Consider the following 26939-nt stretch of genomic DNA (forward strand, 5'->3'; position numbering starts at 1 on the left):
GGAACTATTTGTTAAAAGGAAGTTCGTTTGTCCGGTTCAGCATTGGGCTGGCGCTGGTGCTCGTCAATATCTATCTGTTATCTCGCGTCAGCTTTATATTTCAGCCGCTCGTGACCATGCTTACGGTCATTACCGTGCCGATGATGCTGTCCGTATTCTTTTATTATCTGTTAAGGCCGCTCGTGAACTATATGGAACGCAAAAAGCTGAACCGCACACTTAGCATTCTGCTGATCTATCTCGTGTTCGGTGTGCTGCTTGTCCTGTTCATCGTTGGGTTATGGCCATCCTTACGGGAGCAGCTTATTAATCTGGTGGATAATGCACCCAATTTGATAAATTCACTCAGTGTACAGTTGAGAGAACTGGAGCAGAACGGAGCGATCAAGGCATTGTTCCCTGAAGGATCAACGCCGTTTTCGCAGATTACGGACTATATCAACAAAGGGTTTACCTTTGTAACCAACTATGTGAGTGGATTGTTCTCACTCATTTCCAGCTTTGCGATCATTCTGTTTACATTCCCGATCATTTTGTTCTACATGCTGAAGCAGGGTGAGAAGTTTGGCCGTAAACTGGTGCACATCGCACCGAAGCGATTCCAAAAAGACAGCCGTGAAGTGGTCCTTGAGATCGATCAGGCGCTAAGTGGTTTTATTGTTGGAAGAGTCCTGGTGAATCTGGCGCTCGGCGTGCTGATGTATATCGGTTTCCTGCTCATTGGACTGCCTTATGCACTCCTGCTTACCGTCGTCGCCGTCATTATGAACTTTGTTCCGTTTATTGGAGCCATTGTGTCATCTGTCCCTATTGTCATTATCGGTCTGATTCAATCACCGTCGGTGGCGATCTGGTCATTGATTATCATTCTGGTGGCACAGCAAATTCAGGACAATCTGGTGGCTCCGTATGTATTTGGCAAAAAGCTCGACATCCATCCGCTCACAACGATTATATTGGTGCTGGGAGCGGGAGATCTGGGCGGAATCATTGCGATTTTGATTATCATCCCTGTCTACATGATCGTCAAAATTATTCTGGTCCGGGTTTACCAGCTGTTCTTCAAGGAGAAATGGCAGAATGCCTGATTTTAGGATATAAAATTCATGGGCTGTTACACTCAGTCACTCCGATTGCAGTACCATCTTCCGATCGCTGTTATCCCCAAGTTTCTTTGATTCCCTTATAAGGGAAAAACTCTGGTGATGAAGGCGAGCGCTTCGCTTCTCCAGATCGGTACTGCACTCTCCGTTAACGTGTAAAAATTTGAATTGCATTTTATATCTTAATCCATCGATAATCATTAAAGGAGTGGAAAGCATGTCTGAAATCATCCCTAAAGAATACATCGCCCCCGAGTACATCGAACCTCAATCCGTTCAAATTGGCGCCATTCATATTTCCAACGATGTGGTATCCAAGATTGTGGGTATGGCTGCACAGGCGACCTCCGGCATCTCTTCCATGTCTGTCGGATTAACCGAAGGTATTGCCAAGAGCATCAGCGGCAAAAGCCTGCAAAAAGGCATCGACGTCGAGGTGAAGGAGGACCAAGCCTCCATTCAGCTGCGAATTAACGTTCAGTACGGGTTCAGGATGCATCAAGTCTGCCAGGAACTGCAGCATAATGTACAACAAGCTGTAGAACAGTTAACAGGCATTATGGTAAAAGAAATTAAAGTGCACGTCGTGGGTGTAGCCATGCAGGAACAAGTGTAGTTGGAAGTCTGATGTCGAAATACTGAATGAATAAAAACAGATGGCAAGCTATGCTGTCATGTCCTGAAAATTTATAAAAACAGCACGTTCCCGTTAACTGCTTAACCGGGAAGGTGCTGTTTTGTGTTTGCGGTAATGTGTAGGAGCTTCGCCCATCACTTTTTTGAACATTTTCGAGAAGAGAAGCTGGTCTGAATATCCAACTGAACGGGAGATATCCCCAATAGTTAATCCGGTGTCGAGAGTCAATTCGGCCGCCTTGCGCATTCGGTAATTGACGAGATAGGACTGAATACTGGTGCCCATCCGTTCCTTGAACAGGGAGCACAGATAGCTGCGCTGCAAACCGATATGAGAAGCAATGGATTGCACAGTGATGGGATTGGCATAATTCATCTCGACAAAATCCATCACTTGCGTCACATAGGCTTCTTTGGTGAATTCCTGCTCCAAGGGGAGAATGTCTTCATTGGCCTGATCGATCAGGATGGAGAAAAATTGATATAACCATCCGGTCATGCTGATCTCCCAGCCTTTGTGGGAATTCCGGGAACTGAGCATGCGATGCAGGCAGGAGCGCATATCATCATCATTTGCCAGTTCGAAGATTGGATGATGCTCGGACAGGCAAGCCTGCTGCAAAAGTGAAGGACAGATACTTCCTTGAAATGCAACCCAGCTGTACTCCCACGGATCCTCCAAGTCGGCCTTGTAATGAACGACAGAATGGGGGACGATGAGGAAGCCTTGGCCTTTATGCAGTTCATACGTTTTGCCTCCAACTTCGAAGGTGCCCTTGCCATCCAAAATATAATGGATTTTGTAGTGATCCCGCATGGCAGGACCAAAATAGTGACCGGGAGTACAAGGTTCTGTTCCGTAATGAAGGAGCTGCAGATCCTGCAATGGATTGTTTTTGAACATATATGTAATCAAGGTTAATCACTCCTGTGTGAGTTCGTTTCGTCTTGCATTTTAACATATTTTTATTCAAAAGAAATGAAATATGAGATGTAACTCTTAAAAAGATAACAAGTATTATTCCATAGGGTTATAGTGATATGCCATATCGTTCCGGATTGAAAATGACTAAGATGAAAGGGTGTTCATCAACCCTAACAAGAAAAGAGAGAGTTTAATATGCCCTATACTGCGAGTGAACAGCGTTATGATGAAATGACTTATGCCCGTTCCGGCAAATCCGGGATCAGGCTGCCCCAAATTGCACTTGGCTTATGGCAGAACTTTGGCGGAAACCGCACGCTGGATATTCAGGAAGAGATGATTCTGCGTTCATTTGATCTGGGAATTAACCATTTCGATCTGGCGAACAACTATGGACCGCCTCCAGGTTCGGCTGAGGAAAACTTTGGTGTCTTGTTCAAAAAACACCTGCGTCCTTACCGCGATGAGCTCCTCATCTCGACGAAGGCGGGATATTACATGTGGAAAGGGCCTTATGGTGAGTGGGGTTCCCGCAAAAATCTGATAGCCAGTCTCGACCAAAGCCTCGGCCGGATGGGATTGGATTATGTGGACATTTTCTATCATCATCGTCCGGACCCGAATACGCCGCTGGAGGAAACGATGGCTGCATTGGATCACATCGTGAGACAAGGCAAAGCGCTGTATGTGGGATTATCCAATTATGATGCGAAGCAGACAAGAGAGGCCGTCGCCATCCTGCGGAGTTTGGGAACACCTTGTCTCGTACACCAGCCGAACTATTCGATGTTAAATCGTTGGATCGAAGATGGATTGCAGGATGTACTGGATGAGCAAGGTGTAGGCTCCATAGCATTCTGTCCTCTGGGACGCGGTCAATTGACGAACAAATACGTGGACAAGATCAAGGAAGAACGCGCCAATCCGACGGGTAATTTGAAGACAGAAGCATATACGGATGAACGGATTGCCAAGTTCGAAGCCCTGCAGGCTGTTGCTGAGCGCAGAGGTCAAACGATTTCCCAATTGGCGCTGAATTGGATTTTGCGTGACAACCGGGTAACCTCCGCTTTGATTGGCGCAAGCCGTGTATCACAGATCGAAGAAAATGTTGCCGCGTTGAAGGCACCGAGCCTGACAAGCGAAGAACTGAAAGAAATTGAAAGTATATTGGACGGTATCGGGAATTACGCTTGGTAGAGTCGATTAGCAGGAATAACTTTCAGATATGATGAAAGAATGATGGATATAAGAATGATTGAGATAAGCACAAGTCAGCTATAATGAATTGTCATTATAATTGACCTGTGTTTATTTTTTTGAAAAAGTATTTCATATCATAGCACCTGGTCCTAGGATTTAGGGTATAATATATAGATGCTATACATTTGAAATATGAAGGAGAGGCTCCATTTGAATTTTGAACAGTGGATTTCGCCTGAAACCTATAACCTGACATCCGAGATGGAAAATCATCCATCAGATCGGATTGCACTTAGATGGCTCAGCGATCATAAAGAATTGGAAGAGATTACGTACGGTGAATTATTCAAGCAGGCAAATCGCCTTGCCGGGGGCTTGCGTGATTTGGGTCTGGAGAAAGGTGATCGGGTGCTGGTCATGGTACCGCGCCGTATTATTGCCTATGTGATTTACATTGCTTGTCTTAAACTGGGGATTGCCGTTATTCCATCTTCAGAGATGCTGCGTGCCAAAGATCTGGAGTATCGCCTGCGGCATTCGGAGGCGCGTGCTGTAATTGTTTGGTCCGAAACGACGGCAGAAGTGGAAAAGATGGATGCAGACCTGCCAGCACTGGCTCATCGCATTGTTGCATCACCTACGGGGGACAACAGCGTTCCCGCAGAAGGCTGGGTCAACGTGCAGCAGTTGATGGAAGGGCAATCCGACGAGATGAGTGCAGTGGAAACACACCGCGACGATATTGCCATTCTCGCGTATACTTCCGGCACGACCGGAAATCCCAAAGGAGTTGTACATAGCCACGGATGGGGATATGCCCACCTGCGTATCGCTTCTTCGTTATGGCTGGATATTCAGCCTTCGGATACCGTATGGGCAACCGCCGCACCTGGATGGCAAAAGTGGATCTGGAGTCCGTTCCTGTCCGTACTCGGAAGAGGAGCAACAGGTCTGGTTTATAATGGATCATTCCAGCCAAAACGTTATCTTGAACTGATGCAGGAATACGGGATCAATGTGTTGTGCTGCACACCAACCGAGTATCGCCTGATGGCAAAAGCGGACGATCTTGGACATTATGATCTGTCCAAACTGCGCAGCGCCGTGTCTGCGGGTGAACCATTGAATCAGGAAGTCATTGAAATCTTCCAGCGTCACTTCGACCTGACGATTCGTGATGGATACGGTCAGACCGAAAGTACTTTGCTGATTGGCAGTCTGAAAGACGCTCCCGTACGCATTGGCTCCATGGGACAATCCATTACACCTGGTCTGATTGAGATTATCAATGAAGAAGGGCAGCCTCAACCAGCAGGTGAAGTGGGAGATATCGCTGTTCACAAGGATATGCCTGCCTTGTTCCGTACCTACTATCAGGATGAGGGACGGAAGGAAGCGAATCAGCGCGGGGACTATTTCGTAACCGGAGACCGCGCCCGCAAAGACGAAGAAGGATACTTCTGGTTTGAAGGCCGCAGTGACGATATTATCATCAGTTCGGGATATACGATTGGACCGTTCGAGGTGGAAGAAGCGTTAATGAAACATCCCAGTGTGAAGGAGTGCGCCGTTGTTGCCAGTCCGGATGAAATTCGGGGTAATGTGGTCAAAGCCTTTGTAGTCCTGAGGGACGAGTCTCTGGCTTCACCAGGACTGATGCGTGAACTGCAAAATCACGTCAAGGAATGGACAGCACCTTATAAGTATCCACGCAAGATTGAATTTGTGACGGATCTGCCGAAAACGAACTCCGGCAAAATTCGCCGGATTGAGCTGCGTGAACAAGAAAAGCGAAATGCCTAAATAATAATGAACCAGGAGTGAATCGACCTATGAGCAATTTTGAGCAAACGTTTGAGAAATCGTTGGAGCAATATGCAGAACTGGTGGTAAAAGTGGGCGTAAACATTCAGAAAGGGCAGGATCTGCTCGTCACAGCGCCCATCGAAACGCTTGAATTTACCCGCCTGATCGTCGCAAAGGCATACGCTGCCGGGGCAAAGTACGTACAGGTCGATTTCGAGGACGATCAAATTACACGCAGTCGTTTCCAGCAAGGTTCTGATGACAGCTTCGAATACTATCCCGCATGGAAAGGCGACATGATGGAGAGATTTGCAGAAGCAGGCGGTGCAACCTTGACGATTAAAGTGCCCGACCCGGATTTGTACAACGGCATCGACTCGGACAAAGTTTCCCGTGCGACCAAGGCGGCTGCTCAAGCACGTCGCGGCTATTCAAAATATACACGCAACCACGAGATCAGCTGGTGTCTGATCAAAGCGCCGACGAAGGCATGGGCGAATAAGGTGTTTGCGGATATTCCTGAGGAAGATCGCATTCATGTGATGTGGGATACAATCTTCAAAATGAATCGTGTGGACGGCGGAGATGCCATCGAGAACTGGAGACAGCATCTGGATACCCTGAACACGAAGAGTGATCAATTGAATCAGAAAAATTATAAAAGCCTGCACTACCGTGCACCGGGAACGGATCTAAAAATTGAGCTGGTAGAGAATCACATCTGGGGTGGCGGCGGAAGTGAGAACAAGGCAGGCGTGTACACTGTTGCCAATATGCCAACCGAAGAAGTGTTCACCATGCCGAAGCGCAGCGGCGTAAATGGTTATGTCAGCAGTACGATGCCCCTGAACTTGAACGGACAGCTGGTAGATCAGATGAGAATTACGTTCAAGGACGGTCAGGTTGTTGCTTTCACAGCCGCATCCGGTGAAGAGCATCTGAAAAACCTGTTTGCTACGGATGAAGGAGCACGTTATCTTGGTGAGGTGGCATTGGTGCCGCATGATTCTCCAATCTCGAACCTGAATCGTATTTTCTATAATACCGGCATTGATGAAAATGCATCCTGTCACCTGGCGGTAGGCAGCGCATATCCGTTTAACATGAAAGACGGCACAACGATGTCTAACGAGGAATTGCTCAAACATGAGTGTAATGTGAGTCTGACACACGTCGACTTCATGATTGGGTCGGCTGAACTGGACATTGACGGCGAGCTGCAGGATGGTACGATTGAGCCGGTGTTCCGCAAAGGTAACTGGGCATTTTAATGATCTGACCTAGATTGATGAGAGAAAGTGACTTCAACGATGAAGTCACTTTTTTTGTGCAGCTTATCGCGTTAGACCTTCTTCACAGGCACGCATATTTCGCAATAGTGCTGTTCAAGGAGGTCCCATTGATATCGTTCCAATACCGGTTTGTGATCGATGACATAACTGCTGTTTTGCAAATGCGGGATAATTTCATTCCATGCCTGCTGGACATCTTCTGCCGTGTGTCTAACTTTACAGATCAGATAATCTCCGCCTGGTAGCTCACCCATCTCGATCGAATCATCATCGGAATATTCAGGTTCATTGAGGACAATAGCTGCATCATATCTGCAGTTCTCCGGAGATGTCGTTGTCGGGTTATCCTGTGGTATGCCAAATAAAACCGCAGCTTCCGTGAGCATTTGTTTCTCGTTTGCCCACTGTTTTAACTTGTTCATGGCTTGAACGTTGGCAGGGCCGTAAGGGCCCACTTGCCTGACATAAGCGATTTGGCAGGGTAAGAAATGTTCGATAATCATTTCCATTTTTTTATCTTCCATTCTGTATTGGATTTTCTTACAAGTTGGATGTTAACATGTTATAAAAAAATTACATAATTCTTTTTGTAACGGAATACGAAAACGTAAAAAAGGCCACGGAATACCGTGGCCTTCTTGGTTTGATATGTTATGAATTACTCTGCATGCATTTTGTTGAAGCTGACATACTCGTTTATGGGTTTCCGATAGCCGCGTGGACGCTGTTTGGCTTCAGACTTTTTACCAATCGTAATCATCATGACAGGCACGTAATGTTCTGGAACATCCAAGCTGCTCTGCAGTTCATCCGCATCAAAACCAATCATCGGACACGTATCCCATCCCATATCCTGTGCAATCAACATCAGCTGCATTGCCGACAGACTGGCATTCCGGATGGCGTCCTCACGCTGAAACACGCTGCCGCGGGATTCGTAGAAATCGAAGACACTTTGGGACTCCTGTTCATATTCAAACGGGTTAAGCACTCCCAAGTGCAATAATCCTTCGTTTATCGTGCGGATGTGGTGGTGAGCCTTGATATCCCCCAGGACAACGATGACTGCCGAGGCTGTTTTTACTTTGTATTGCTGTGAAGCTTCATATGCTTTTTCTTTTTGTGCAGGATCGGTCAAGACAAGATAGTGGGTATGCTGCAGGTTAAAGGCAGATGGGGCAAATTTGTTTAATGCGAACATTTGCTGCAAGTCCGATTCCGGGATTTCAATACCTTCTTCAAAAATAACGGCTGATCTACGATTTTTGACCAATTTCTCCAGTTCACTCATGGTGGTTACCTCGCTTATGTATAAAGTATAGACTGACTATAACACGCTTAGTTACTTTTGGTAAGTATTATTTTTGAATAAGACAAGACTGAACGACCATAACTTTAAATAAAAACAGTTGAGGTGATTCATGAGGGCATTCATCACCAGATTCAAAAGGGATAGTTCGAATCACGAGTTCAAGGTATATGTCATCCAATCCTCCACACTGAAACGATTTTTGGTGATGGAAATCATCGTAGGCACGCTTGCCTACCATGCGGCATTTTATTTGTGCCATAATGCCATACTGGCAGGAGCGGGTTCATGGGCAGGAACCGAAAGTTTGAAGCGACTGCCTCTCGTTGTCAAAAGGATTGTCAGTTTTTGATGTAAGGCTGTTTTTTCGAAAGTTTGATACCCGAAAGTCTGGGAGTAGTTGGGTAAAATGCTGGAGCAGAAGGCCCGCCTACGGGCCCTGACTCCGAATGGTGTTCTATTTGTGATTGCACATGGTCGTTTATTTTGCGCGTTCCAGATATTGTTCAAGGGTAAGCTTCTGACTGGTAATTTCTCCTGCAATGTACACTCCGACGTAACGAACATGCCAAGGTTCATAGGAGTAGCCTGTCAACTTCTCCTGATCCTTGCCGTAACGAATGATGAATCCATACTTGTGGGCATTGGCTTTCAGCCATTTGCCTTCTTTGGTATTGCCAAAGCTTTGCTGCAGTTCATAGCGGACCGATGCACTGGAGATATCGATGGCAAGACCGGTCTGATGTTCACTTTGGCCAGGTCGAGCACTTGTTTTGTTGGCGACAGCTTCACCTTTGATCCTTGCATTCCGGTTGAAAATGGATTTCTGTGTGGAATACGAGCGGTAACCCGATACGGCTTTGATATCAATGCCGTCTTTTTTGGCTGCAGCAAACAGCTTTTCAATCGCGGTAGCAGCGACTTTGCGCATTTGCTTTTTCGGACTGGAGCCGGAGAAGCTGAATGGAATGTTGGGTACCACCAAATCTTTCGGTGCATAGGAAGAAGGCAGATTTCTCTTTTTATTCACCAGAACCACAGTGCTGGATAGATTCGTTACAGTGGAAAGACCGCTGCTGCTAGTTTTAATGGTGCGAGAGGGTGCATTATCATGCAAAAATTGGGTGAAGCTGGAGCTGGCAGCCAAAGCGACTGGCGTCATGGATGGTATAAAGGGAAATGCAGTGAAGGCAGCACCTGCTATGACAGACCCTATGAGCAGCGTGGATACGATAGATTTACGTGTGAATGATTTCATGATGATCCTCCTCGGGGTTGATGAATCTCTCGCATGCTGCATCGGATAGATTCCAGACATGCTTTTCTATATACCGAGTATACTAGAGGATTATATCAAGAGGTTCTCCAATTGTTTCCGAGATGTAAACAAATTGTGCGAGATTCATATGTTAGGGCGTTTCAGCCAAATGGGACACAAAAAGACTCTGCACTGTGCGCAGAGTCTTTGCGTTTAATAACAGAAATTGTTCATCATTCTTTGGAAAAAATAAAAAAGATTACAGCATGCACGCATCCGGTGCACCGGAAATACCCGCATTCACAGCACGCGTGTCTCGAACGCGGACGTTGCTGCTAAGTACACCGGAATCACTGCTTAACGTGAAGGAAGGATAGTTTTCTTCCGTATCCAGTTTCATATGCTGTTCAAGATTTAACTGCTGCTTCGGGTCAACATAGAACGGAACCAGGTTGGTTTCGATCTGCTCATCCAGCGCTGCAGGTTCATCCACAATCAATATGACCAGAATTCCGTTACAGCCACAGCCTTCAGTATCATAAAATACTTTGAAATATCCAGGTTGATCGTTCAGGCTCTCGGTTAATCTCGCCGCAGCCAGATCTGTAATTTGAATATGCATATGGTTCACTCCTTATATGTTGAAAATGATCCTGAAATGTAAATGATAGAAAATCAGCGTCTCTTTTCATTATACCACCTGGCTCCAAACTCAACTCAAATATTTTCTTGACTGATCAGTCCGGAAAATGTATTCTATACTCAATACAGAGGGAGGTGAGGACGGAATTTGGGAAGAGCAAAGGAATTTGAACAGAACTTGTTTTCCTTGAAGCAACGGCTGTATTCGGTCCACATGGCTATGAAGGGAATTGTTTTGGATTAGATTCATGTGTTGGAGAATGAACGCGTAAGGCGTTTATTTTTTCTTGATTTTAGACTAATCAGTCTGGAAAAGTCCTTAAAAATGATTGAAGGAGGAATTAAGATATGACAAGTCCTATGGAACAAAAGGAAAATAACACGGCACATCGCATCATGCATGGATTTACGCAATGGTTACTGGATGGAAAGCTGGATCAATGGACGGAGCTGTTTGCTACCAATGCTGTTTTTGAATTTCCATACGCACCGGCAGGGTACCCACAGCTCTTGGAAGGAAAAGATGCAATTGCGAAGCATGTCCATTCTCTTTTCGAACAAATGGAGATCCAGGAGTTTTCTGAACCTGTAATCATGGTTGCACAGGATCAGGATCAATTTGTAGCCGAATTCACTTGCAAAGGCCGATCGTTGATTACAAACAAACCATATCATCAAGCCTACATATCGGTTGTCACTCATCATAACGGCAAGATCACCCATTATAAGGACTATTGGAATCCTTTGGTTGTACTGGAGTCTTTAGAGGCAGAGTGAGCCTGACTTGCAAAATATATCTATTCATCTAAACTCAGGAGGAGATACACATGATTAACGATAAACCCCTAACACTGATAACTGGAGCGAGCGGCAAGACGGGCAGCCGCGTTGCAGCATTGCTTCAGAACCAAAATTACCCGGTTCGCCTCGCAAGCCGAAACAAGCCCGCTTCAAATTCTGACGAACTCCAGGTCCACTTTGATTGGTACGACCCATCCACTTATGCAGCAGCACTGAAAAATGTGGATCATGTATATCTCGTTGTACCTGTACTGGACATGAATCCGGAGAATGTGATGATTCCTTTTATTAAGGAAGCCCTATGGGGAGGAGCGAAACGATTTGTGCTGCTTGGCAGTGCTTCTGTGGATGAAAATGGTCCTGTTTTTGGCAAGGTGCATCAGGCTTTGAAGGAGCTTGCTCCCGAATGGGCTGTGCTGCAGCCATCCTACTTCATGGAAAACTTTACGGAGGGGCCACACCGGGTAACGATGGAGCAGCATAGAGAAATTTATAGTGCTACGGGCGATGGGAGAGTTGGCTTTGTCAGCGCGGATGACATTGCAGCTGTTGCTTTTCACGCTCTCACGGATGATGTGCCTTATAATACAGCACATGTCATTACAGGCCCGGAAGCATTGACCTATGGACAGGTCGCTGATTTATTCAGTCGGGTTATGGAGCAATCCATACAGTATCGTCCGCTCTCAGATGAAGCACTTACCCAAAGCATGGTAGACGCAGGAATGCCGGGTGACTATGCCGCTCTCCTTGCCGGATTGGATAGACGGATCCGGGAAGAAGGAAGTGAGGACCAAACGACGGATACAGTGAAAAAAGTGACGGGCCGGGACCCGATTGCACTGGAGCAATTAATTAAAGTTCCTGTGAAATGAAGCAGAAATGAAATACAGGAAACATTCCAATATCAGCAAATAGGACGGTGCCCTGTGGCCCGTCTTTTTTGCTGATCTATCAACATTTTGCAGAAATTCTCGTATATCTGGCGTCATATGAACAGAAGAGCCCAATGTCTATAGTGGTGATTATAGGGTTGTGCTTTTGGGGAAATAGATGAGAATGAAAGGTTGTTGATAAAGGAGAGAAGAGTACGGATGATTCAATTCGAAAATGTATCCAAGCAATACCCTGATGGGACACATGCACTTCGTCAGGTCAATCTCAAAATCAACAAAGGCGAGCTCTTTGTCATGATTGGCCCGAGCGGCTGCGGCAAAACGACGATGCTCAAAATGATTAATCGCCTGATTGAGCGAACGGATGGAACGGTACGTATCAATGAGCGGCCAATCGATGAATATAACATTCACGAGTTACGCTGGAACATTGGATATGTACTGCAGCAGATTGCCCTATTTCCACACATGACGATCGCCGAAAATATTGCGGTTGTTCCCGAACTAAGAAAATGGAAATCAGCACAGATTCATGATCGTGTACATAGCTTGCTCGACATGGTGGGACTGAATGGAGAAACCTATGGTGATCGCAAACCAGGGGAACTGTCCGGCGGACAGCAGCAAAGAATCGGCGTACTGCGGGCACTTGCGGCAGACCCGGAGATTGTACTGATGGATGAACCATTCAGTGCTCTGGACCCTATAAGCCGGGAGAAATTGCAGGATGATATTCTGGAAATCCAGCGTCAGATGAAGAAAACCATTGTGTTTGTCACCCATGACATACAGGAAGCCATGAAGCTGGGCGATCGCATCTGCATTATGAAGGATGGACAAGTATTACAGGTGGGCACACCTGAAGAGCTGGTACAGAAGCCTGCCGATGAATTTGTACGAGATTTTGTTGGAGGTCCTGACATAGATGTGAATCAAGATCATACTTCACACTTTGCTTCCGATGATCAGATGGTTTTTGATCTTGAAGCGATCATGGTCCCCCTGGCACCGGGCCATGTACCCAAGTCTGCCAAGACGGCTGTTCCGGTTTCCATCACACTGACCGATTTATTAGATGTCATGGATGCCTACGACACCTTGCTGGTGGAGAAAAACCACCAGATTGTAGGTCAGGTGAGCAGAACGGATCTGCTGCGGTACTGGTCCGGTCAGCTGCAGCAGGAGCGAGGTGATGGTCATGAGTAGGTTCTCCGAGGTGTTCAGTGAGCGGAAAGGACAGCTGTTGTCAGCTCTTCTGGAGCATATCCAGATTTCGTTTATTGCCTTATTCTTCGCGGTACTGATTGCGATTCCACTCGGCATTTATCTAACGAGAAAGCCCAGAGTTGCTGAACCAATCATCGGTGTCACCGCAGTCTTGCAGACCATTCCTTCGCTGGCCCTTCTCGGGCTGCTCATTCCGCTGTTCGGCATCGGTACGGTTCCGGCAATTATTGCGCTCGTGGTATATGCCCTGCTTCCGGTACTTCGCAATACATACACGGGCATAACCGAGGTGGATCCTTCAATGGTCGAGGCTGCCAATGCGATGGGCATGAATAGTCGTCAGCGTCTAAGCAAAGTGGAACTGCCGCTCGCCATGCCTGTCATTATGGCAGGGATTCGGACGGCCATGGTTCTCATTGTGGGGACAGCCACTTTAGCGGCGTTAATAGGCGCAGGCGGTCTCGGTGATCTGATTTTGCTCGGCATCGATCGGAATGATACGGCACTCATTATTTTGGGGGCGATACCTGCCGCATTGCTGGCAATTTTGTTCGATGTCCTGCTCCGCCAATTCCAGCGGCTGTCCTTCCGCAAAACGCTTGGTACTCTTGGTGCACTGGCACTGGCCGCAGTACTTGTGATCACCATTCCGCTGCTATTCCGTGGTGGTCAGAAGGATCTGGTCATTGCAGGCAAGCTGGGGGCAGAGCCTGAGATTCTAATCAACATGTACAAGCTGATGATTGAAAAAGATACGGATCTCACCGTTGAATTAAAGCCGGGATTGGGGAAGACCCCGTTTTTGTTCAATGCCTTAAAATCCGGCGACATCGATATCTATCCCGAATTTACAGGCACGGCCATATCGGAATTCATGAAAGAAACGGCAGTCAGCACGGATCGCACGGAAGTCTACGAACAGGCAAGAGACGGAATGCTAAGCCAGTTTGATATGGTGCTTTTGAATCCGATGGAATACAACAATACGTACACGCTGGCCGTCCCGCAAAAGGTTGCTGACCAGTTTAATTTGAAAAGCATATCTGATCTCCAGTCGGTTCAGCAGCAGATGAAAGCTGGATTTACTCTGGAATTTTCAGATCGCGAGGACGGTTATCTCGGAATACAGAAAAAGTATGATATTCAGTTTCCGAATGTAGCCACGATGGAACCCAAACTGCGATATAGTGCTGTTCAGCGAGGGGATATTAACCTGGTTGATGCGTATTCTACCGACAGTGAGCTGAGGCAATATAATCTCGTGGTGCTGGAAGATGATCAGGAGCTCTTTCCTCCATATCAGGGAGCACCGATGCTTCGCAAGGAGACAGCAGATGCGTATCCGCAACTGATCGAGGTACTGAATCAGCTGGCGGGACGCATTACAGATGATGAGATGCGTCAGATGAATTATGAGGTGAATGTGAATGGAGCCCGTCCGGAGCAGGTAGCATCTGACTATTTGCAGCAGGCAGGTTTGTTATAGATTTTTTATGTTCGGAAAAGGAAGAGGAGGAACAAGTCATGACACCATTATATGATCTAATCGCAATAGGTACCGGAAGTGCAGCGAGTTCAGTTGTATCCCGCTGCGCTGAAGCCGGATGGAAGATAGCCGTCATTGATGAGCGTGAGTTTGGCGGAACTTGCGCCTTGCGAGGATGTGATCCCAAAAAAGTGCTGGCCGGAGCTGCTGAACTCATCGACTGGAATGAGCGAATGTTGGGGAAGGGCACTCAGGGCAAGACGACCATGAACTGGCCTGAACTGATGAACTTTAAACGTACATTTACAGCAAGTATTCCGAGAGCGAGCGAGGATAAATTCAAACAGGCCGGGATGGATACATTCCATGGCGAGGCTGTTTTTGTAGATGAAGAACACATTCGTGTGGGTGACGCACTACTTCGTGGCAAACACATTCTGATAGCAACGGGTGCCCAGCCCGCACCACTTCCCATTGAAGGTGCAGAGCATCTCCTTTACAGTGATGATTTCCTGGATATGGAACAGCTTCCCGATCAACTGGTGTTGGTGGGCGGGGGGTACATCGCGTTTGAATTTGCTCACATTGCCGCAAGAGCGGGGACCGAAGTACACATTATTCACCGGGGCGAGCGACCGCTGGAGCAGTTTGATAAGGATCTCGTAGACTTGCTGGTTCAGAAATCCGAAGAGATTGGCATACATGTTCACCTGAACGCCGAAGTGAAATCCATTCGGCAGCAGGGGGGAACCTACCTGGTCAGTGGCACCCGGAATGGGGCAGATCACCAGTGGCATTGCGGGCGGGTCGTGCATGGAGCAGGGCGTATCCCAAACATCGAGGGCCTGGAACTGGAAAAGGGGAAAGTCAGCTATAGTAAGAACGGTATTATTGTGAATGAATATTTGCAAAGCACCAGCAATCCCAGAGTATATGCAGCCGGTGACGTCGCTGCGACGAAAGGTCTTCCTCTTACGCCCCTGGCAGGTCAGGAATCACGGGCTGTAGCCTCAAATTTGCTGAAGGGAAACCATGCCCAACCGAATTATAAAGTCATGCCTTCCATCGTATTTACCGTGCCATCCCTTGGCTCTGTTGGTCTCAATGTTGAGCAAGCCGAGAAGGAAGGTTACGAAGTGAAAGTAAATGACATGTCGAAATGGTATACTTATAAACGGACAAATGAAAAATATGCCATGGCCAAAGTTGTGATCGACAACGCTACAGGACGCATCCTTGGTGCACATGTAATCGGCAGCGAGACCGAAGAGCTGATTAATCTGTTTGCGATGGCGATTCAGTTCGGGATCACAACAGATCAGCTGAACACGATGAATTTCGCATATCCTACAGCTGCTTCGGACCTGGGCTCCTTGCTTTAAACAGTATGGAAACGAGGATAAGTGATTTTATGAACTAGATGATTAGAGAATAAAGAGTAATGATCGATTCTTGAAGACATTGATGATGGAAGGATGTTGAACACATGTCAGCAGCGCATTTTCTTGGTTCATCCGATGCCAGATGGACTACTGAACCGGTTGCTACCCGAACAGAGGGTGAGCGGTTCATCGTGCAAGCACAGGAAGGCAGTGACTTTTGGGAGAAAACGTTCTACGGATTCTGTCATCAGAATGGACATGCCCTGCTGGCCCCATGGGACGAAAGTAAAGCGGTTGAAGTAACATTTGATCTGAGTTCATTCACTGAATTATATGATCAGGCAGGCTTGATGCTCTGGCACAGCAAGGAACAATGGATCAAGGCCGGGGTGGAAGTGAACGACGGGGTGGTGCATATCGGTGCTGTGGTAACAGATCAATTCTCTGACTGGTCACTATCTCCAATCCCGGAGTGGGGTGGACGGTTGGTTACCATTCGAGCCTCTTACCACAATGAAGCGGTAGTCATTCGAGCACGTACGGATGAACATCCCTGGCGGACGATTCGGGTTGCGCGTTTCGCGTATCCGACGAACAAACAGGCGGGGCCGTTTCTGTGTTCACCCAAGCGAGCTGGGTTTGAAGTCGCATTTACGCAGTGGAGAACAACCGCACCCGATGAGGACCTGCACGCAGATCCACCCATTTATGATTGAGAATGCTCAGGACAAGTGGACTAATTTATTCCACAAAAAAACAAGCAGGTCCTCCGTGATGGAAGACTTGCTTGTTTGCGTTATGCATCTTTTGAACTTGACTCGTTGTCTTCACCATTCTCATCGTTACGTTCGTCTTCTTCGTTCAGCTCACGCATACGTTCTTCATAATCATCCAAAAACCATAACGGGTCCATATTGTCTTCTTCGCCATTGTAATTAATCAGGACCTCTTCGCCTGCTTTGATATCCTTGTAAGCATAGAAATCAAAGGTATGATTTTCAAAGTTGATATCATAGGTGGCGTTCGGTTCATACGAATGATTGATCAAGCTGCCGTAACCCAGCAAAATGGCAGTATGATTGGCACCATATTCGAATACGTAATCCTCCAGGATTGTTTTTTCCACATGTTCGTGATCTTCGTTGGGATAAGGCACAACCGGGGCCTGATGGATCAACTGGCCTTTGGGAATATCCACTGTGGCAAATACCCCCCGATTAAACTCGCCATCACCCAATTTGGATTGTTTTACTTCAATCATAATCTTCACCTTATGCTCGTCTGAGAGAGCTCCGTTCTGTAGTAGTTTAAGGCCAAATTTTAACCGATTCATGCATATAAGGCAAATATGGCGTTGAGTTGTGCATGATATATTGATTATAATATACAAGAATGAAGTCTATATAGAAAAGGTGTCATGAATGAGCATATTAAATGTGGAAAAATTAAGCCACGGTTTTGGTGACCGTGCTATCTTTAACGACGTTTCTTTCCGCCTGTTGAAGGGCGAGCACATTGGACTGATCGGAGCCAATGGTGAAGGTAAATCCACCTTCATGAACATTATTACGGGCAAACTGCAGCCGGATGAGGGCAAAGTCGAGTGGTCCAAACGGATGCGTGTGGGATATCTCGATCAGCACGCCGTACTGAACAAGGGACAATCGATCCGTGATATCCTGCGCAGTGCGTTCCAATACCTGTTCGACATGGAGCAGGAAATGAACGAGATGTATGGCAAGATGGGGGATGTTACTCCAGAGGAATTGGAGCAGCTGCTTGAGGACGTTGGAACCATTCAGGATACGCTGACCAACCAGGACTTTTACATGATCGATGCCAAAGTGGACGAGACAGCACGCGGTCTGGGCCTCACGGATATCGGTCTCGACAAGGACGTTAATGACCTGAGTGGAGGTCAACGGACCAAAGTTCTGCTGGCCAAGCTGCTGCTTGAAAAACCGGATATTCTGCTCCTCGATGAGCCGACGAACTATCTGGATGAACAGCATATCGAATGGCTGAAGCGCTATTTGCAGGAATATGAGAATGCCTTTATTCTCATTTCACATGATATTCCATTCCTGAACAGCGTAATCAACTTGATCTATCACATGGAAAATCAGGATCTGACCCGCTACGTGGGCGATTATGATCACTTCCAGGAAGTATATGAAATGAAAAAGCAGCAGTTGGAGTCGGCCTACAAGCGCCAGCAGCAGGAAATTGCTGATCTTAAGGATTTTGTTGCACGTAATAAGGCCAGTGTGGCGACACGCAACATGGCGATGTCCAGACAGAAGAAGCTCGACAAAATGGATGTCATTGAACTCGCGAAGGAGAAGCCGAAGCCGCAGTTCAACTTCCGGGATGCAAGAACGTCCGGCAAGCTTATTTTTGAAACCAAAGGTCTAGTGATTGGATACAATGAGCCGTTGTCCAGACCGCTCGATCTGCGTATGGAGCGAGGTCAGAAGATCGCACTCGTAGGTGCGAACGGTATCGGTAAAACGACCTTGATGCGCAGCATTCTGGGTGAAATTCCTGCCTTGGAAGGAACGGTTCAGCGTGGAGAGCATCTCGAGATCGGTTACTTCCAACAGGAGATGAAGGATGCCAACTACAATACCTGTATCGAAGAGATCTGGCAGGAGTTCCCGTCCTACACGCAATTCGAGGTGCGTGCTGCACTCGCAAAATGCGGACTGACTACGAAGCACATTGAGAGCAAGGTAGCAGTACTGAGCGGGGGAGAGAAGGCCAAAGTGCGTCTCTGCAAACTGATCAACAACGAAACGAACCTGCTTGTACTCGATGAGCCGACGAACCATCTTGACGTGGATGCCAAGGATGAGTTGAAACGTGCGCTCAAAGCCTACAAAGGCAGCATTCTGCTGATCTCGCACGAACCGGAATTCTATCGTGATGTCGTGACGGAGACATGGAACTGCGAATCATGGACAACCAAAGTATTTTAATGTCGAATCCTGCATCGTATGAAACATAAGGACAAAAAGAAGACAGCGTGCCATGGAAAAATGGACGCTGTCTTTTTGCGCAGCAACAATTAATTGTAATATTTGCCGATCTGATACGCTCGCTCCAGCAAACCTTCGATATGCGCTTTGGATTCCGATATGGTTTCGTATAGGAACTCTACTCGGGATTCTTGCATTCTTGCATAACCAGCGATTCCGTTATTCAAATAATTTGTAATCATGTTGTAATAATCGTATTTCTGGAATGAGGCCTCCGTACCGCCAGCCAACGCGATCTAGAGTACCTTTTTGGAATTTACTCTGTTTAGCAGACCCATGTTCCATACTTTATCCAGATAGGCTTTGAGCATGGAAGGCATATTGTACCACCATATGGGAAAAACAAGCACTATTGCGTCAGCTGCAAGGACACGATCCAATTCTTTTCGAATCACAGGGGCGTGCTGCTTATTGGGATTTTGCCAATCCCGTTCATCTTCTAAACTGTACAACGGATCAAATCCATCATGATACAGATCAAGGATATCGATTTCGTGATGATTCTCCTTCATACCATCTATAAAACGATTCATAACAGCGAACGTCAGGGAATTCTGTCTTGGATGAGCAACGACCAGTTTAACTTTCATGATTGAGTGACCTTCCTATTCCATATTTTTTGAAGTAACATTTTGACAAGTGTTATTATAAGTTTCATGGCGTGTTATTGAGAAGTACGCACCTTCAAGTGCTGTAGATACCTTGAGGTTCTTCGATTACTTTTTATAACGGATAAGGCCGTATCTTCAGGGGGGAATTCCGATGGAAGCAGAAATTAAAAAACACGAGAGTGGCGTGCAGGCGATGCTGGAATTGGTTGGAGGCAAGTGGAGAATCCTCATTCTACATCAGCTGATTTCAGGCAGGAAACGAACAAGTGAGCTGCGCAGGGCGATTCCAGCGATCACCCAGAAAGTGCTTACCCAGCAGCTGCGGGAACTCGAAAGGAATGGTATTATTCACCGAATAATTCATCACCAGATTCCTCCCAATGTAGAGTATGAAATCAGCGAGTATGGCTTAACGCTTCAGGAGATCATTGATCGCATCTGCTTATGGGGAGAAAACCATTTGGACAGGGTATACGGAGATAAAAACAAAGTGCTCGAAAACCATTTCAGCGATTATGTACCGACTTCGCCCCTAAATGGATGACAACGAAAAATGAAACCGTCCTTGATGAATGAGGATGGTTTTTTTTTGTTTTTTGTCCTTTATCAGCGAAACTGATAAATGTTATAAAATCATTGAAATTGACCCCTAACACCCCGTGTGTTAGGTTCTAAGTAGTAGAAATTAATATGATCATTTTAGTAGGAATTAAAATTGAAGCAATGCGCGAGGTGGCAAATAGTGGAACTTCAAGTGACAAACAGCCCTTTTAATCAGGAACAGGTTGAACTGCTCAATCGTCTTATTCCTACATTGAACGCTGGACAAAAGACATGGCTTAGCGGATATTTGACAGCAATTCAGGGGATTTCAGCGGTAGCGGCCGGAGCAGGTGCAGCACAAAACGTACAAGCAGAGACAATATCTGCTGTTAGTGTACCTCCGGTTTCCCGCGAAGTTACGGTGCTCTACGGATCCCAAACGGGAAATTCCAGCGGACTATCCAAGAAGCTGGCCAAGAAGCTGGAAGAGCAGGGTCTTCAGGTGACCTTGTCCGCCATGGGAGATTTCAAACCGAACGGACTGAAAAAAATTGAGAATCTGCTCATTGTTGTCAGTACTCACGGTGAAGGCGAACCGCCGGATAATGCGATTCCGCTTCATGAGTTCCTAAACAGCAAACGCGCTCCGAAGCTTGATGGATTAAAATATTCCGTGCTGGCGTTGGGCGATACGTCGTACGAGTTCTTCTGCCAAACTGGCAAGGATTTCGACCAGCGTCTGCAGGAGCTTGGTGGTACGCCAATTGTTCCTCGTGTAGACTGTGACGTTGATTTTGACGAAGCGGCTGCGGAATGGATGAATGACGTTCTTGCCTCCCTTAGCAGCACGCCAGCGACGGCGGGCACCCTATCCAGCGAAGCTGTTGTCGCTGCGGTGAGTGGCGGGGAATCCGAATACAATCGGACCAACCCATTCAAGGCAGAAGTACTGGAGAATCTTAATCTGAACGGCAGGGGATCAGACCGGGAGACTCGTCATATCGAATTGTCCCTGGAAGGTTCCAATCTGGACTACGAGCCGGGAGACAGCCTGGGTGTATTCCCGGAAAATCATCCTCGCCTGGTAGATGAGCTGATTGCAGCCATGGGATGGAATGCCGATGAACGTGTAACGGTGAACAAATCCGGTGAGCAGGTATCGGTATATGAAGCGTTACTGCGCTATTTCGAAATTACTGCTGTGACCAAACCTGTAGTCCAGGAGCTTGCAAAACTAAGTCCTGATAGTGGACTTGCCGATTTGCTTGCAAATGACGCCGAGTTCCGCAATGTTATGAACAGCTGTGATCTGCTGGATCTGGTACAGGATTATAATCTGAAGGGCATACCGGCGGGAGAATTTGTCGCCGTTCTTCGTAAAATCCCTGCACGCTTATATTCCATCGCCAGCAGTTCGAAGTCATTCCCGGATGAAGTACATCTTACGGTGCGTACGGTGCGTTACGAAGCGCGCGGAAGAGAGCGTTATGGAGTTTGTTCAGTTCATCTCGCAGAGCGGATTGAGGCAGGAGACAGCCTACCGGTGTACATTCAGCATAACCCGAACTTCAAATTGCCGGAGAACCCGGATGCCCCAATCATCATGATAGGTCCTGGAACGGGAGTAGCCCCATTCAGATCGTTCCTGGGTGAGCGTGAAGAAACGGGCGCGCAGGGCAAAACGTGGTTGTTCTACGGGGATCAACATTTCCTCACGGATTTCCTATATCAAACGGAATGGCAGCGCTGGCTCAAAGACGGCGTGCTCACCAAGATGGATGTGGCCTTCTCTCGGGATACGGAGCATAAGGTATATGTTCAGCACCGGATGCTGGAGAATAGCAAAGAGCTGTATCAATGGCTTCAGGAGGGCGCAGTCATTTATGTGTGCGGTGATGAGAAAAAAATGGCGCATGATGTTCATGGCGCACTTGCTACCATCCTTGAACAAGAAGGCGGTTTGACTTCTGAGCAGGCCTCGGAGTATCTGACTAGGTTGCAACAGGAAAAACGTTATCAGCGGGACGTGTATTAATTCCGTAACCCCGGATCAAGGCATCCCGCAGAGACGAGAGGAGAAAGCAGCATGGCTTATAATAACTTACTGAATCCGCAGCGCGCGAACAGCGATGTGGAAGATATAAAGATCAAGAGTGATTACTTGCGCGGCAGTCTTACCGAAACGCTGGCTGATCGCATTAGTGGTTCGATTCCGGAGGATGACAACCGGCTCATGAAGCATCACGGCAGCTATATGCAGGATGATCGTGACCTGCGCAACGAGCGGAATAAGTCGAAGCTGGAGCCTGCTTATCAGTTCATGCTGCGCGTCCGGGCTTCCGGCGGAATTGTAACACCTGAGCAGTGGTTGATGATGGACCGCGTGGCTCATAAATATGCGAATGGTACGATTCGTTTAACTACTCGCCAGTCTTTCCAGCTCCATGGGGTATTGAAGTGGGATCTCAAAAATACGATACGTGAAGTAAACGATTCCTTGCTGAGCACACTTGCGGCGTGTGGAGACGTTAACCGGAACGTAATGTGCAACCCGAACCCGAATCAGTCGGATGTGCATGCAGAGGTATACGAATGGGCTTGTCAGGTGAGCAATCACCTGGATCCCCGCACTCGGGCATATCATGAGCTGTGGCTGGATGGAGAGAAAGTGATTGATACCGGGTCCAGTGACGAGGAAGTGGAGCCGATCTACGGCAAAGTGTACTTGCCGCGGAAGTTCAAGATCGGGATTGCGGTTCCGCCATCGAATGATGTCGATGTATTTTCACAGGATCTCGGATTTATCGCGATCGTGGAGAATGGTAAGCTGCAGGGCTTTAACGTATCGGTAGGCGGCGGCATGGGAATGTCCCATGGAGATCCGAAGACATATCCGCAAGTGTCCAAAGTCATTGGCTTCTGCACACCGGAGCAAATGATTGATGTTGCGGAAAAAACGGTCACGATCCAGCGGGACTATGGTGATCGTGCAGTTCGTAAGCACGCTCGCTTTAAATATACGATTGATGATCGTGGGCTGGCCTGGTTCGTAGAGGAATTGACCAACCGCCTGGGCTGGAGTCTGGAAGCCGCGCGTGATTTCCATTTTGATCATAATGGAGATCGTTACGGTTGGGTCAAAGGCAGCAATGGCAGATGGCATTATACGTTGTTTATCCAAAATGGACGGGTAAAAGACATTGATGGCTATCCGCTCATGACGGGTTTGCGTGAAATAGCCAAGATTCATAGCGGAGATTTCCGCCTGACAGCCAACCAGAACCTGATTATTGGGGATATCAGCAGTCAGAAGAAGAAAAAGATCGAAGCGCTGATTGAGCAGTATAATCTCACGGATGGTGCTCATTATTCGGCACTGCGCAGGAGTTCCATGGCTTGTGTGGCACTTCCTACCTGCGGTTTGGCAATGGCAGAGTCCGAGCGTTACCTTCCGTCCCTGATCGACAAGTTGGAACCCGTTCTGGATGAAGCAGGACTGAGAGACGAGGAAATTGTCATTCGCATGACGGGCTGCCCTAATGGATGCGCACGTCCGATGCTGGCCGAGATTTCATTTATCGGAAAGGCTCCGGGCAAATACAATATGTATCTCGGGGGCAGCTTTACCGGTCATCGTCTAAACAAGCTTTACAAAGAAAATATTGGTGAAACGGAGATTTTGGATACGTTGACGCCGATGGTGCATCAGTATGCGAGAGAACGTCATGAAGGTGAACATTTTGGAGATTTTGTGATTCGTGCCGGCTATGTGCCTGAAGTGCTGGACGGCCAGCAGTTTCACGCTTAAATGATCCGGTAGCGTTAGAGGAGCATTCCCTGTGGGAGTGCTCCTTTTGGAATTTCCGAACATGGTATTCCGCTTACCCGAAAACCAGGCTAACCGAAAGATGCAGCTAGTCTATTACTCTATCTGACATCCGACGAGGCGCTTCACATTACAGGTACTGAGGTATTTGTTGATGGAGCCGAGACCTTGATTAAAGGCTAGTGACTGGTAAATCCTTTATCAGTCCCTCCTTTTGGATGGATAGATTACCATTATTTCGTCTCACTGAACTTGTTGAAGCAGTGTTAACAAGATATAATAACTAGGTAGAATGCAGATTACATGTTGAAAGTGAGCGGAAACGATATGGGTCGTAAGTGGAATAATATTAAAGAAAAAAAAGCTTCAAAAGATGCAAATACGAGCCGGGTATATGCCAAGTTCGGCGTTGAGATTTATGTAGCTGCCAAGAAGGGTGAACCAGACCCGGAGGCGAACCGTGCACTGAAAGTCGTGCTGGAACGTGCGAAAACGTATAACGTACCCAAAGCGATCATTGATCGTGCCATGGAAAAGGCAAAAGGCAGTGGGGATGAGAACTACGAAGAGCTGCGTTATGAAGGCTTTGGACCGAATGGTGCGATGGTCATCGTGGATGCACTCACCAACAATGTAAACCGGACAGCCCCTGAAGTACGCTCCGCGTTTAACAAAAACGGAGGAAACATGGGTGTCAGCGGTTCTGTTGCGTACATGTTTGATCCAACTGCGGTAATCGGAGTAGAAGGTAAAAACGCTGAAGAAGTGCTGGAAATTCTGCTCGAAGCAGACGTGGATGTTCGTGATATCGTGGATGAGGATGAGGCTGTTATCGTTTACGCGGAGCCAGATCAATTCCATGCGGTACAGGAAGCATTCAAAGCTGCCGGTGTTACTGAGTTCACCGTTGCCGAGCTGACCATGCTGGCGCAAAACCATATTGAACTTCCCGAGGATGCACAGGCTCAATTCGAAAAACTGATTGATGCCCTTGAAGACCTTGAAGATGTTCAGCAAGTGTACCACAACGTAGAGTTTGTATAAGAAAACGACGTAAGCTCTTGTCAATTGAAAAAGAGTGTCCAGTCCATCTTGCTGATGGGTTGGACACTCTTTTTGTTTGGTTCCCTACGAATTGGACCGCAGAGCTCTACGGGCTTTTTCCGATTTCTTTGTTTTGCTGCCGCCAAATTTGAATAATACGATCCCTCCAACGATAACAAGCACGCCGAGCAGCTGATTCCAGGAAAACGGAATTTTCTCCAGGCCAAGCCACCCCATGGAATCAAACAACAGTGCAAAACTCAGCTGCGATGTCAGCACGATGGAAATAGCAAAGGTGGGTCCCAGCAGCTTCATCCCCTGTACGAGACAGAACACGACGCCTACACCAATTGCTCCACTTAACCAGTACCACGGCTGCATATGCTGGAAGCTGAAGGTATTCTTGCCTTCCACCAGCAATGAGATCAGGAATGAGGCAAGAAATCCGGTGAGTAGAACCATCGTTGTAGTGGACCATGATCCGGTTTTTTCATTGACTTTACTATTAAAAACGGTCTGCAGACTGACCAGTGAACCTGCAAGTAATGCGAGCAAAATACCCGTAATAATCATCGGTTGTAAACTCCTTATTCATAAATATTGTGACCTGCTATTAGACGCAAACCGTCCCGGTTTTTAATCTGGATAAAACCTTGGTTGCGTTCAATCAACCCATCAGTACACAATTTCTGAATGACTCTGTTCAGATGCCGATAACTTGTACCGATCAGATTCGCGATGTCGGTCAGATTGAATGAGTCAAGCTCCTCGTGTACAACTGCTCCTGCTTCTTCGGTGGATATGGAGAGCAGGTAGCTGGCTAACCGAACCTCAACGGGGTACATCAGATTGAAGTTGGAAAAGTTCGAATCAATGTAGAACTTATGGGATATAATTTTTAGCAAAAATTTGAGCAATGGTGCATAATCACTCGCATGTTCAGCGAGGTATCGATAGTGAATACGCAGCATGACGACAGGTGTGACGGCCTGTACGGTATTGATAATATTGCTTTCCCGGACATACTCCACATCGCCAACAACTTCAAGTGGTGTTTTGAAGCAGAGTACAAGTGTTTTGTCCTGAGCGGAGGTGGTGAAGATCTTGACTTTGCCTTCCACCAGCACATATAAGTATTCCGATACTTCGCCTTCGCGATAGATCAACTCACATTTCTCAAAATGGCATACCGTCATGTATGGACGCAGGGGCTCGTGAAATACCGATTCGAGCTGATACTGCTTCAAATAGTGCAACAATTGATTTTCATTATGGATTTCTTCCATCAGTACTTCGCCCCCGACTTGTTCTTGTGAAAACTAAAAGCAAACTACAGCTTCATAATGATGACACCTGTAACCATGAGTGCTATGCCAAGAAATTGTGGTAACTTCATCTTCTGCTTCACTACACCGAACCACCCGTTGCTGTCTACCAGAAAAGTCAGGAACAGCTGGGCAATCAGCAGGGCCGAGATCGTAAATGTGACTCCAATTTGCTGTATGGCGGTCACTTCGCTGAAAATAATAACTGCACCGAAGGCACCTCCGGCCAGATATAACGGTTTGACTTGTTTTAAACCCTGAAGGTTGACATCACGAACAAACATCAGGATGATGGCTGCCAAAATGAAGCCGGTCAGCTGCGTAATGGTGGCGGCTTGCCATGTGCCCATATCGGTACTTATCCGGGTGTTGGCTACACCTTGCAGCGTAATGCAGGCCCCGCCCAATAATGCAAAAATAATTCCTTTCATGCTGTACTCTCCTTATCATGTGTTACTTTGACTTCTATTAAATGACAAACGTACCCCGATCGCCAAGGACAAATGTCCTCAGCTCCAAATACACAGCATTCAGCGTACAACAAAGGACTGCAAAAATCCACATATGACCGAATGATCACTCGAAT

The 26939-nt window shown here is 47.1% G+C and carries 28 protein-coding genes; 17 read left to right on the plus strand and 11 right to left on the minus strand.

The genetic code is table 11. The features are described 5' to 3' along the window. Positions 1-8: 8 nt before the first annotated feature. Positions 9-1088, plus strand: coding sequence for an AI-2E family transporter (locus tag AAIH57_RS02405; RefSeq protein ID WP_430020414.1), 1080 nt, complete (start codon positions 9-11; stop codon positions 1086-1088). Positions 1089-1320: 232 nt separating this feature from the next. Further along, complete coding sequence (locus AAIH57_RS02410) at positions 1321-1719, plus strand: Asp23/Gls24 family envelope stress response protein (protein WP_430020415.1); 399 nt, start codon at positions 1321-1323, stop codon at positions 1717-1719. Positions 1720-1812: 93 nt separating this feature from the next. On the opposite strand, the gene AAIH57_RS02415 is transcribed toward AAIH57_RS02410, so the two are convergent. Further along, complete coding sequence (locus tag AAIH57_RS02415; RefSeq protein WP_430020416.1) at positions 1813-2655, minus strand: AraC family transcriptional regulator; 843 nt, start codon at positions 2653-2655, stop codon at positions 1813-1815. 204 nt (positions 2656-2859) lie between these two features. Between AAIH57_RS02415 and AAIH57_RS02420 the strand changes: the two genes are divergently transcribed. The 3 genes from AAIH57_RS02420 to AAIH57_RS02430 all read left to right on the plus strand — a co-directional run bounded on the left by AAIH57_RS02420 (position 2860) and on the right by AAIH57_RS02430 (position 6944). Continuing rightward, positions 2860-3864 carry an aldo/keto reductase gene (locus AAIH57_RS02420; RefSeq protein ID WP_430020417.1) on the plus strand — a complete coding sequence of 335 codons (1005 nt, stop codon included), beginning with the start codon at positions 2860-2862 and terminating at the stop codon, positions 3862-3864. Positions 3865-4128: 264 nt separating this feature from the next. Beyond that, entirely contained in the window at positions 4129-5670 is a 1542-nt protein-coding gene (locus tag AAIH57_RS02425; protein ID WP_430021317.1) for an acyl-CoA synthetase, read from the plus strand. A 29-nt stretch (positions 5671-5699) separates the two neighbouring features. After that, the gene (locus AAIH57_RS02430; protein ID WP_430020418.1) at positions 5700-6944 is read left to right on the plus strand and encodes an aminopeptidase; all 1245 of its coding nucleotides are present in this window, start codon (positions 5700-5702) and stop codon (positions 6942-6944) included. Positions 6945-7015: 71 nt separating this feature from the next. On the opposite strand, the gene AAIH57_RS02435 is transcribed toward AAIH57_RS02430, so the two are convergent. Together AAIH57_RS02435 and AAIH57_RS02440 are read right to left on the minus strand one after the other, a co-directional pair. After that, the gene (locus AAIH57_RS02435; protein WP_430020419.1) at positions 7016-7474 is read right to left on the minus strand and encodes an AraC family transcriptional regulator; all 459 of its coding nucleotides are present in this window, start codon (positions 7472-7474) and stop codon (positions 7016-7018) included. A 149-nt stretch (positions 7475-7623) separates the two neighbouring features. Then, positions 7624-8256: a nitroreductase family protein gene (locus AAIH57_RS02440; protein ID WP_175396319.1), complete on the minus strand. Its 633-nt coding sequence runs from the start codon at positions 8254-8256 to the stop codon at positions 7624-7626. A 130-nt stretch (positions 8257-8386) separates the two neighbouring features. Here AAIH57_RS02440 and AAIH57_RS02445 point away from each other — a divergent pair, with 130 nt between their 5' ends. Further along, on the plus strand, positions 8387-8626 hold the full coding sequence (locus tag AAIH57_RS02445; protein ID WP_175396320.1) for a hypothetical protein: 240 nt from the start codon (positions 8387-8389) through the stop codon (positions 8624-8626). Between the two features lie 129 nt (positions 8627-8755). On the opposite strand, the gene AAIH57_RS02450 is transcribed toward AAIH57_RS02445, so the two are convergent. Together AAIH57_RS02450 and AAIH57_RS02455 are read right to left on the minus strand one after the other, a co-directional pair. Then, positions 8756-9532: a M15 family metallopeptidase gene (locus tag AAIH57_RS02450; RefSeq protein ID WP_430020420.1), complete on the minus strand. Its 777-nt coding sequence runs from the start codon at positions 9530-9532 to the stop codon at positions 8756-8758. A 259-nt stretch (positions 9533-9791) separates the two neighbouring features. Continuing rightward, positions 9792-10154, minus strand: coding sequence for an iron-sulfur cluster biosynthesis family protein (locus tag AAIH57_RS02455; RefSeq protein ID WP_175396322.1), 363 nt, complete (start codon positions 10152-10154; stop codon positions 9792-9794). 368 nt (positions 10155-10522) lie between these two features. On the opposite strand from AAIH57_RS02455, the gene AAIH57_RS02460 reads away from it, so the two are divergent. From AAIH57_RS02460 to AAIH57_RS02485, 6 genes are all read left to right on the plus strand, one after another. Continuing rightward, positions 10523-10951, plus strand: a complete 429-nt coding sequence (locus AAIH57_RS02460) for a nuclear transport factor 2 family protein (RefSeq protein WP_430020421.1) — start codon at positions 10523-10525, stop codon at positions 10949-10951. 53 nt (positions 10952-11004) lie between these two features. Next, positions 11005-11850 (plus strand): NmrA family NAD(P)-binding protein, encoded by an 846-nt coding sequence (locus tag AAIH57_RS02465; RefSeq protein ID WP_430021319.1) that lies wholly within the window; start codon positions 11005-11007, stop codon positions 11848-11850. Between the two features lie 219 nt (positions 11851-12069). Continuing rightward, positions 12070-13077, plus strand: coding sequence for an ABC transporter ATP-binding protein (locus tag AAIH57_RS02470; protein ID WP_430020422.1), 1008 nt, complete (start codon positions 12070-12072; stop codon positions 13075-13077). Further along, the gene (opuFB, locus tag AAIH57_RS02475; RefSeq protein WP_430021321.1) at positions 13070-14584 is read left to right on the plus strand and encodes an osmoprotectant update ABC transporter permease/substrate-binding subunit OpuFB; all 1515 of its coding nucleotides are present in this window, start codon (positions 13070-13072) and stop codon (positions 14582-14584) included. The genes AAIH57_RS02470 and opuFB overlap by 8 nt, the downstream gene beginning before the upstream one ends. A 38-nt stretch (positions 14585-14622) precedes the next feature. Next, positions 14623-15966 carry a dihydrolipoyl dehydrogenase family protein gene (locus AAIH57_RS02480; protein ID WP_430020423.1) on the plus strand — a complete coding sequence of 448 codons (1344 nt, stop codon included), beginning with the start codon at positions 14623-14625 and terminating at the stop codon, positions 15964-15966. 104 nt (positions 15967-16070) lie between these two features. Then, entirely contained in the window at positions 16071-16682 is a 612-nt protein-coding gene (locus tag AAIH57_RS02485; protein ID WP_430020424.1) for a DUF1349 domain-containing protein, read from the plus strand. An 80-nt stretch (positions 16683-16762) separates the two neighbouring features. Here the strand turns inward: AAIH57_RS02485 and AAIH57_RS02490 are convergent, their stop codons facing one another. After that, positions 16763-17227 carry an SET domain-containing protein gene (locus AAIH57_RS02490; protein ID WP_430020425.1) on the minus strand — a complete coding sequence of 155 codons (465 nt, stop codon included), beginning with the start codon at positions 17225-17227 and terminating at the stop codon, positions 16763-16765. Positions 17228-17387: 160 nt separating this feature from the next. Between AAIH57_RS02490 and AAIH57_RS02495 the strand changes: the two genes are divergently transcribed. Beyond that, positions 17388-18944 carry an ABC-F family ATP-binding cassette domain-containing protein gene (locus AAIH57_RS02495; RefSeq protein ID WP_095287476.1) on the plus strand — a complete coding sequence of 519 codons (1557 nt, stop codon included), beginning with the start codon at positions 17388-17390 and terminating at the stop codon, positions 18942-18944. Positions 18945-19033: 89 nt separating this feature from the next. Here the strand turns inward: AAIH57_RS02495 and AAIH57_RS02500 are convergent, their stop codons facing one another. Beyond that, a complete protein-coding gene (locus AAIH57_RS02500; RefSeq protein WP_246310904.1) occupies positions 19034-19234 on the minus strand; it encodes a hypothetical protein in 201 nt (66 codons plus the stop codon). A 6-nt stretch (positions 19235-19240) separates the two neighbouring features. Next, entirely contained in the window at positions 19241-19594 is a 354-nt protein-coding gene (locus AAIH57_RS02505; protein ID WP_430020426.1) for an NAD(P)H-dependent oxidoreductase, read from the minus strand. 172 nt (positions 19595-19766) lie between these two features. Here AAIH57_RS02505 and AAIH57_RS02510 point away from each other — a divergent pair, with 172 nt between their 5' ends. From AAIH57_RS02510 to AAIH57_RS02525, 4 genes are all read left to right on the plus strand, one after another. Then, positions 19767-20159, plus strand: a complete 393-nt coding sequence (locus AAIH57_RS02510; protein WP_430020427.1) for a winged helix-turn-helix transcriptional regulator — start codon at positions 19767-19769, stop codon at positions 20157-20159. A gap of 198 nt (positions 20160-20357) precedes the next feature. Next, on the plus strand, positions 20358-22193 hold the full coding sequence (locus AAIH57_RS02515) for an assimilatory sulfite reductase (NADPH) flavoprotein subunit (protein WP_430020428.1): 1836 nt from the start codon (positions 20358-20360) through the stop codon (positions 22191-22193). A 51-nt stretch (positions 22194-22244) separates the two neighbouring features. Next, entirely contained in the window at positions 22245-23966 is a 1722-nt protein-coding gene (cysI, locus tag AAIH57_RS02520) for an assimilatory sulfite reductase (NADPH) hemoprotein subunit (RefSeq protein WP_430020429.1), read from the plus strand. A gap of 345 nt (positions 23967-24311) precedes the next feature. Then, entirely contained in the window at positions 24312-25028 is a 717-nt protein-coding gene (locus AAIH57_RS02525; protein WP_127536594.1) for a YebC/PmpR family DNA-binding transcriptional regulator, read from the plus strand. Between the two features lie 84 nt (positions 25029-25112). Here the strand turns inward: AAIH57_RS02525 and AAIH57_RS02530 are convergent, their stop codons facing one another. Genes AAIH57_RS02530 through AAIH57_RS02540 form a run of 3 tightly spaced genes read right to left on the minus strand, consistent with a single transcriptional unit; the run spans position 25113 to position 26784 of the window. Then, on the minus strand, positions 25113-25601 hold the full coding sequence (locus AAIH57_RS02530; protein ID WP_217506442.1) for a DMT family transporter: 489 nt from the start codon (positions 25599-25601) through the stop codon (positions 25113-25115). A 14-nt stretch (positions 25602-25615) separates the two neighbouring features. Continuing rightward, positions 25616-26314 (minus strand): Crp/Fnr family transcriptional regulator, encoded by a 699-nt coding sequence (locus AAIH57_RS02535; RefSeq protein WP_430020430.1) that lies wholly within the window; start codon positions 26312-26314, stop codon positions 25616-25618. Positions 26315-26358: 44 nt separating this feature from the next. After that, positions 26359-26784, minus strand: a complete 426-nt coding sequence (locus AAIH57_RS02540) for a DMT family transporter (protein ID WP_413033702.1) — start codon at positions 26782-26784, stop codon at positions 26359-26361. Positions 26785-26939 lie beyond the last annotated feature (155 nt).

Source organism: Paenibacillus sp. MABNR03 (genome assembly GCF_050455445.1).
Taxonomy (GTDB): domain Bacteria; phylum Bacillota; class Bacilli; order Paenibacillales; family Paenibacillaceae; genus Paenibacillus; species Paenibacillus xylanilyticus.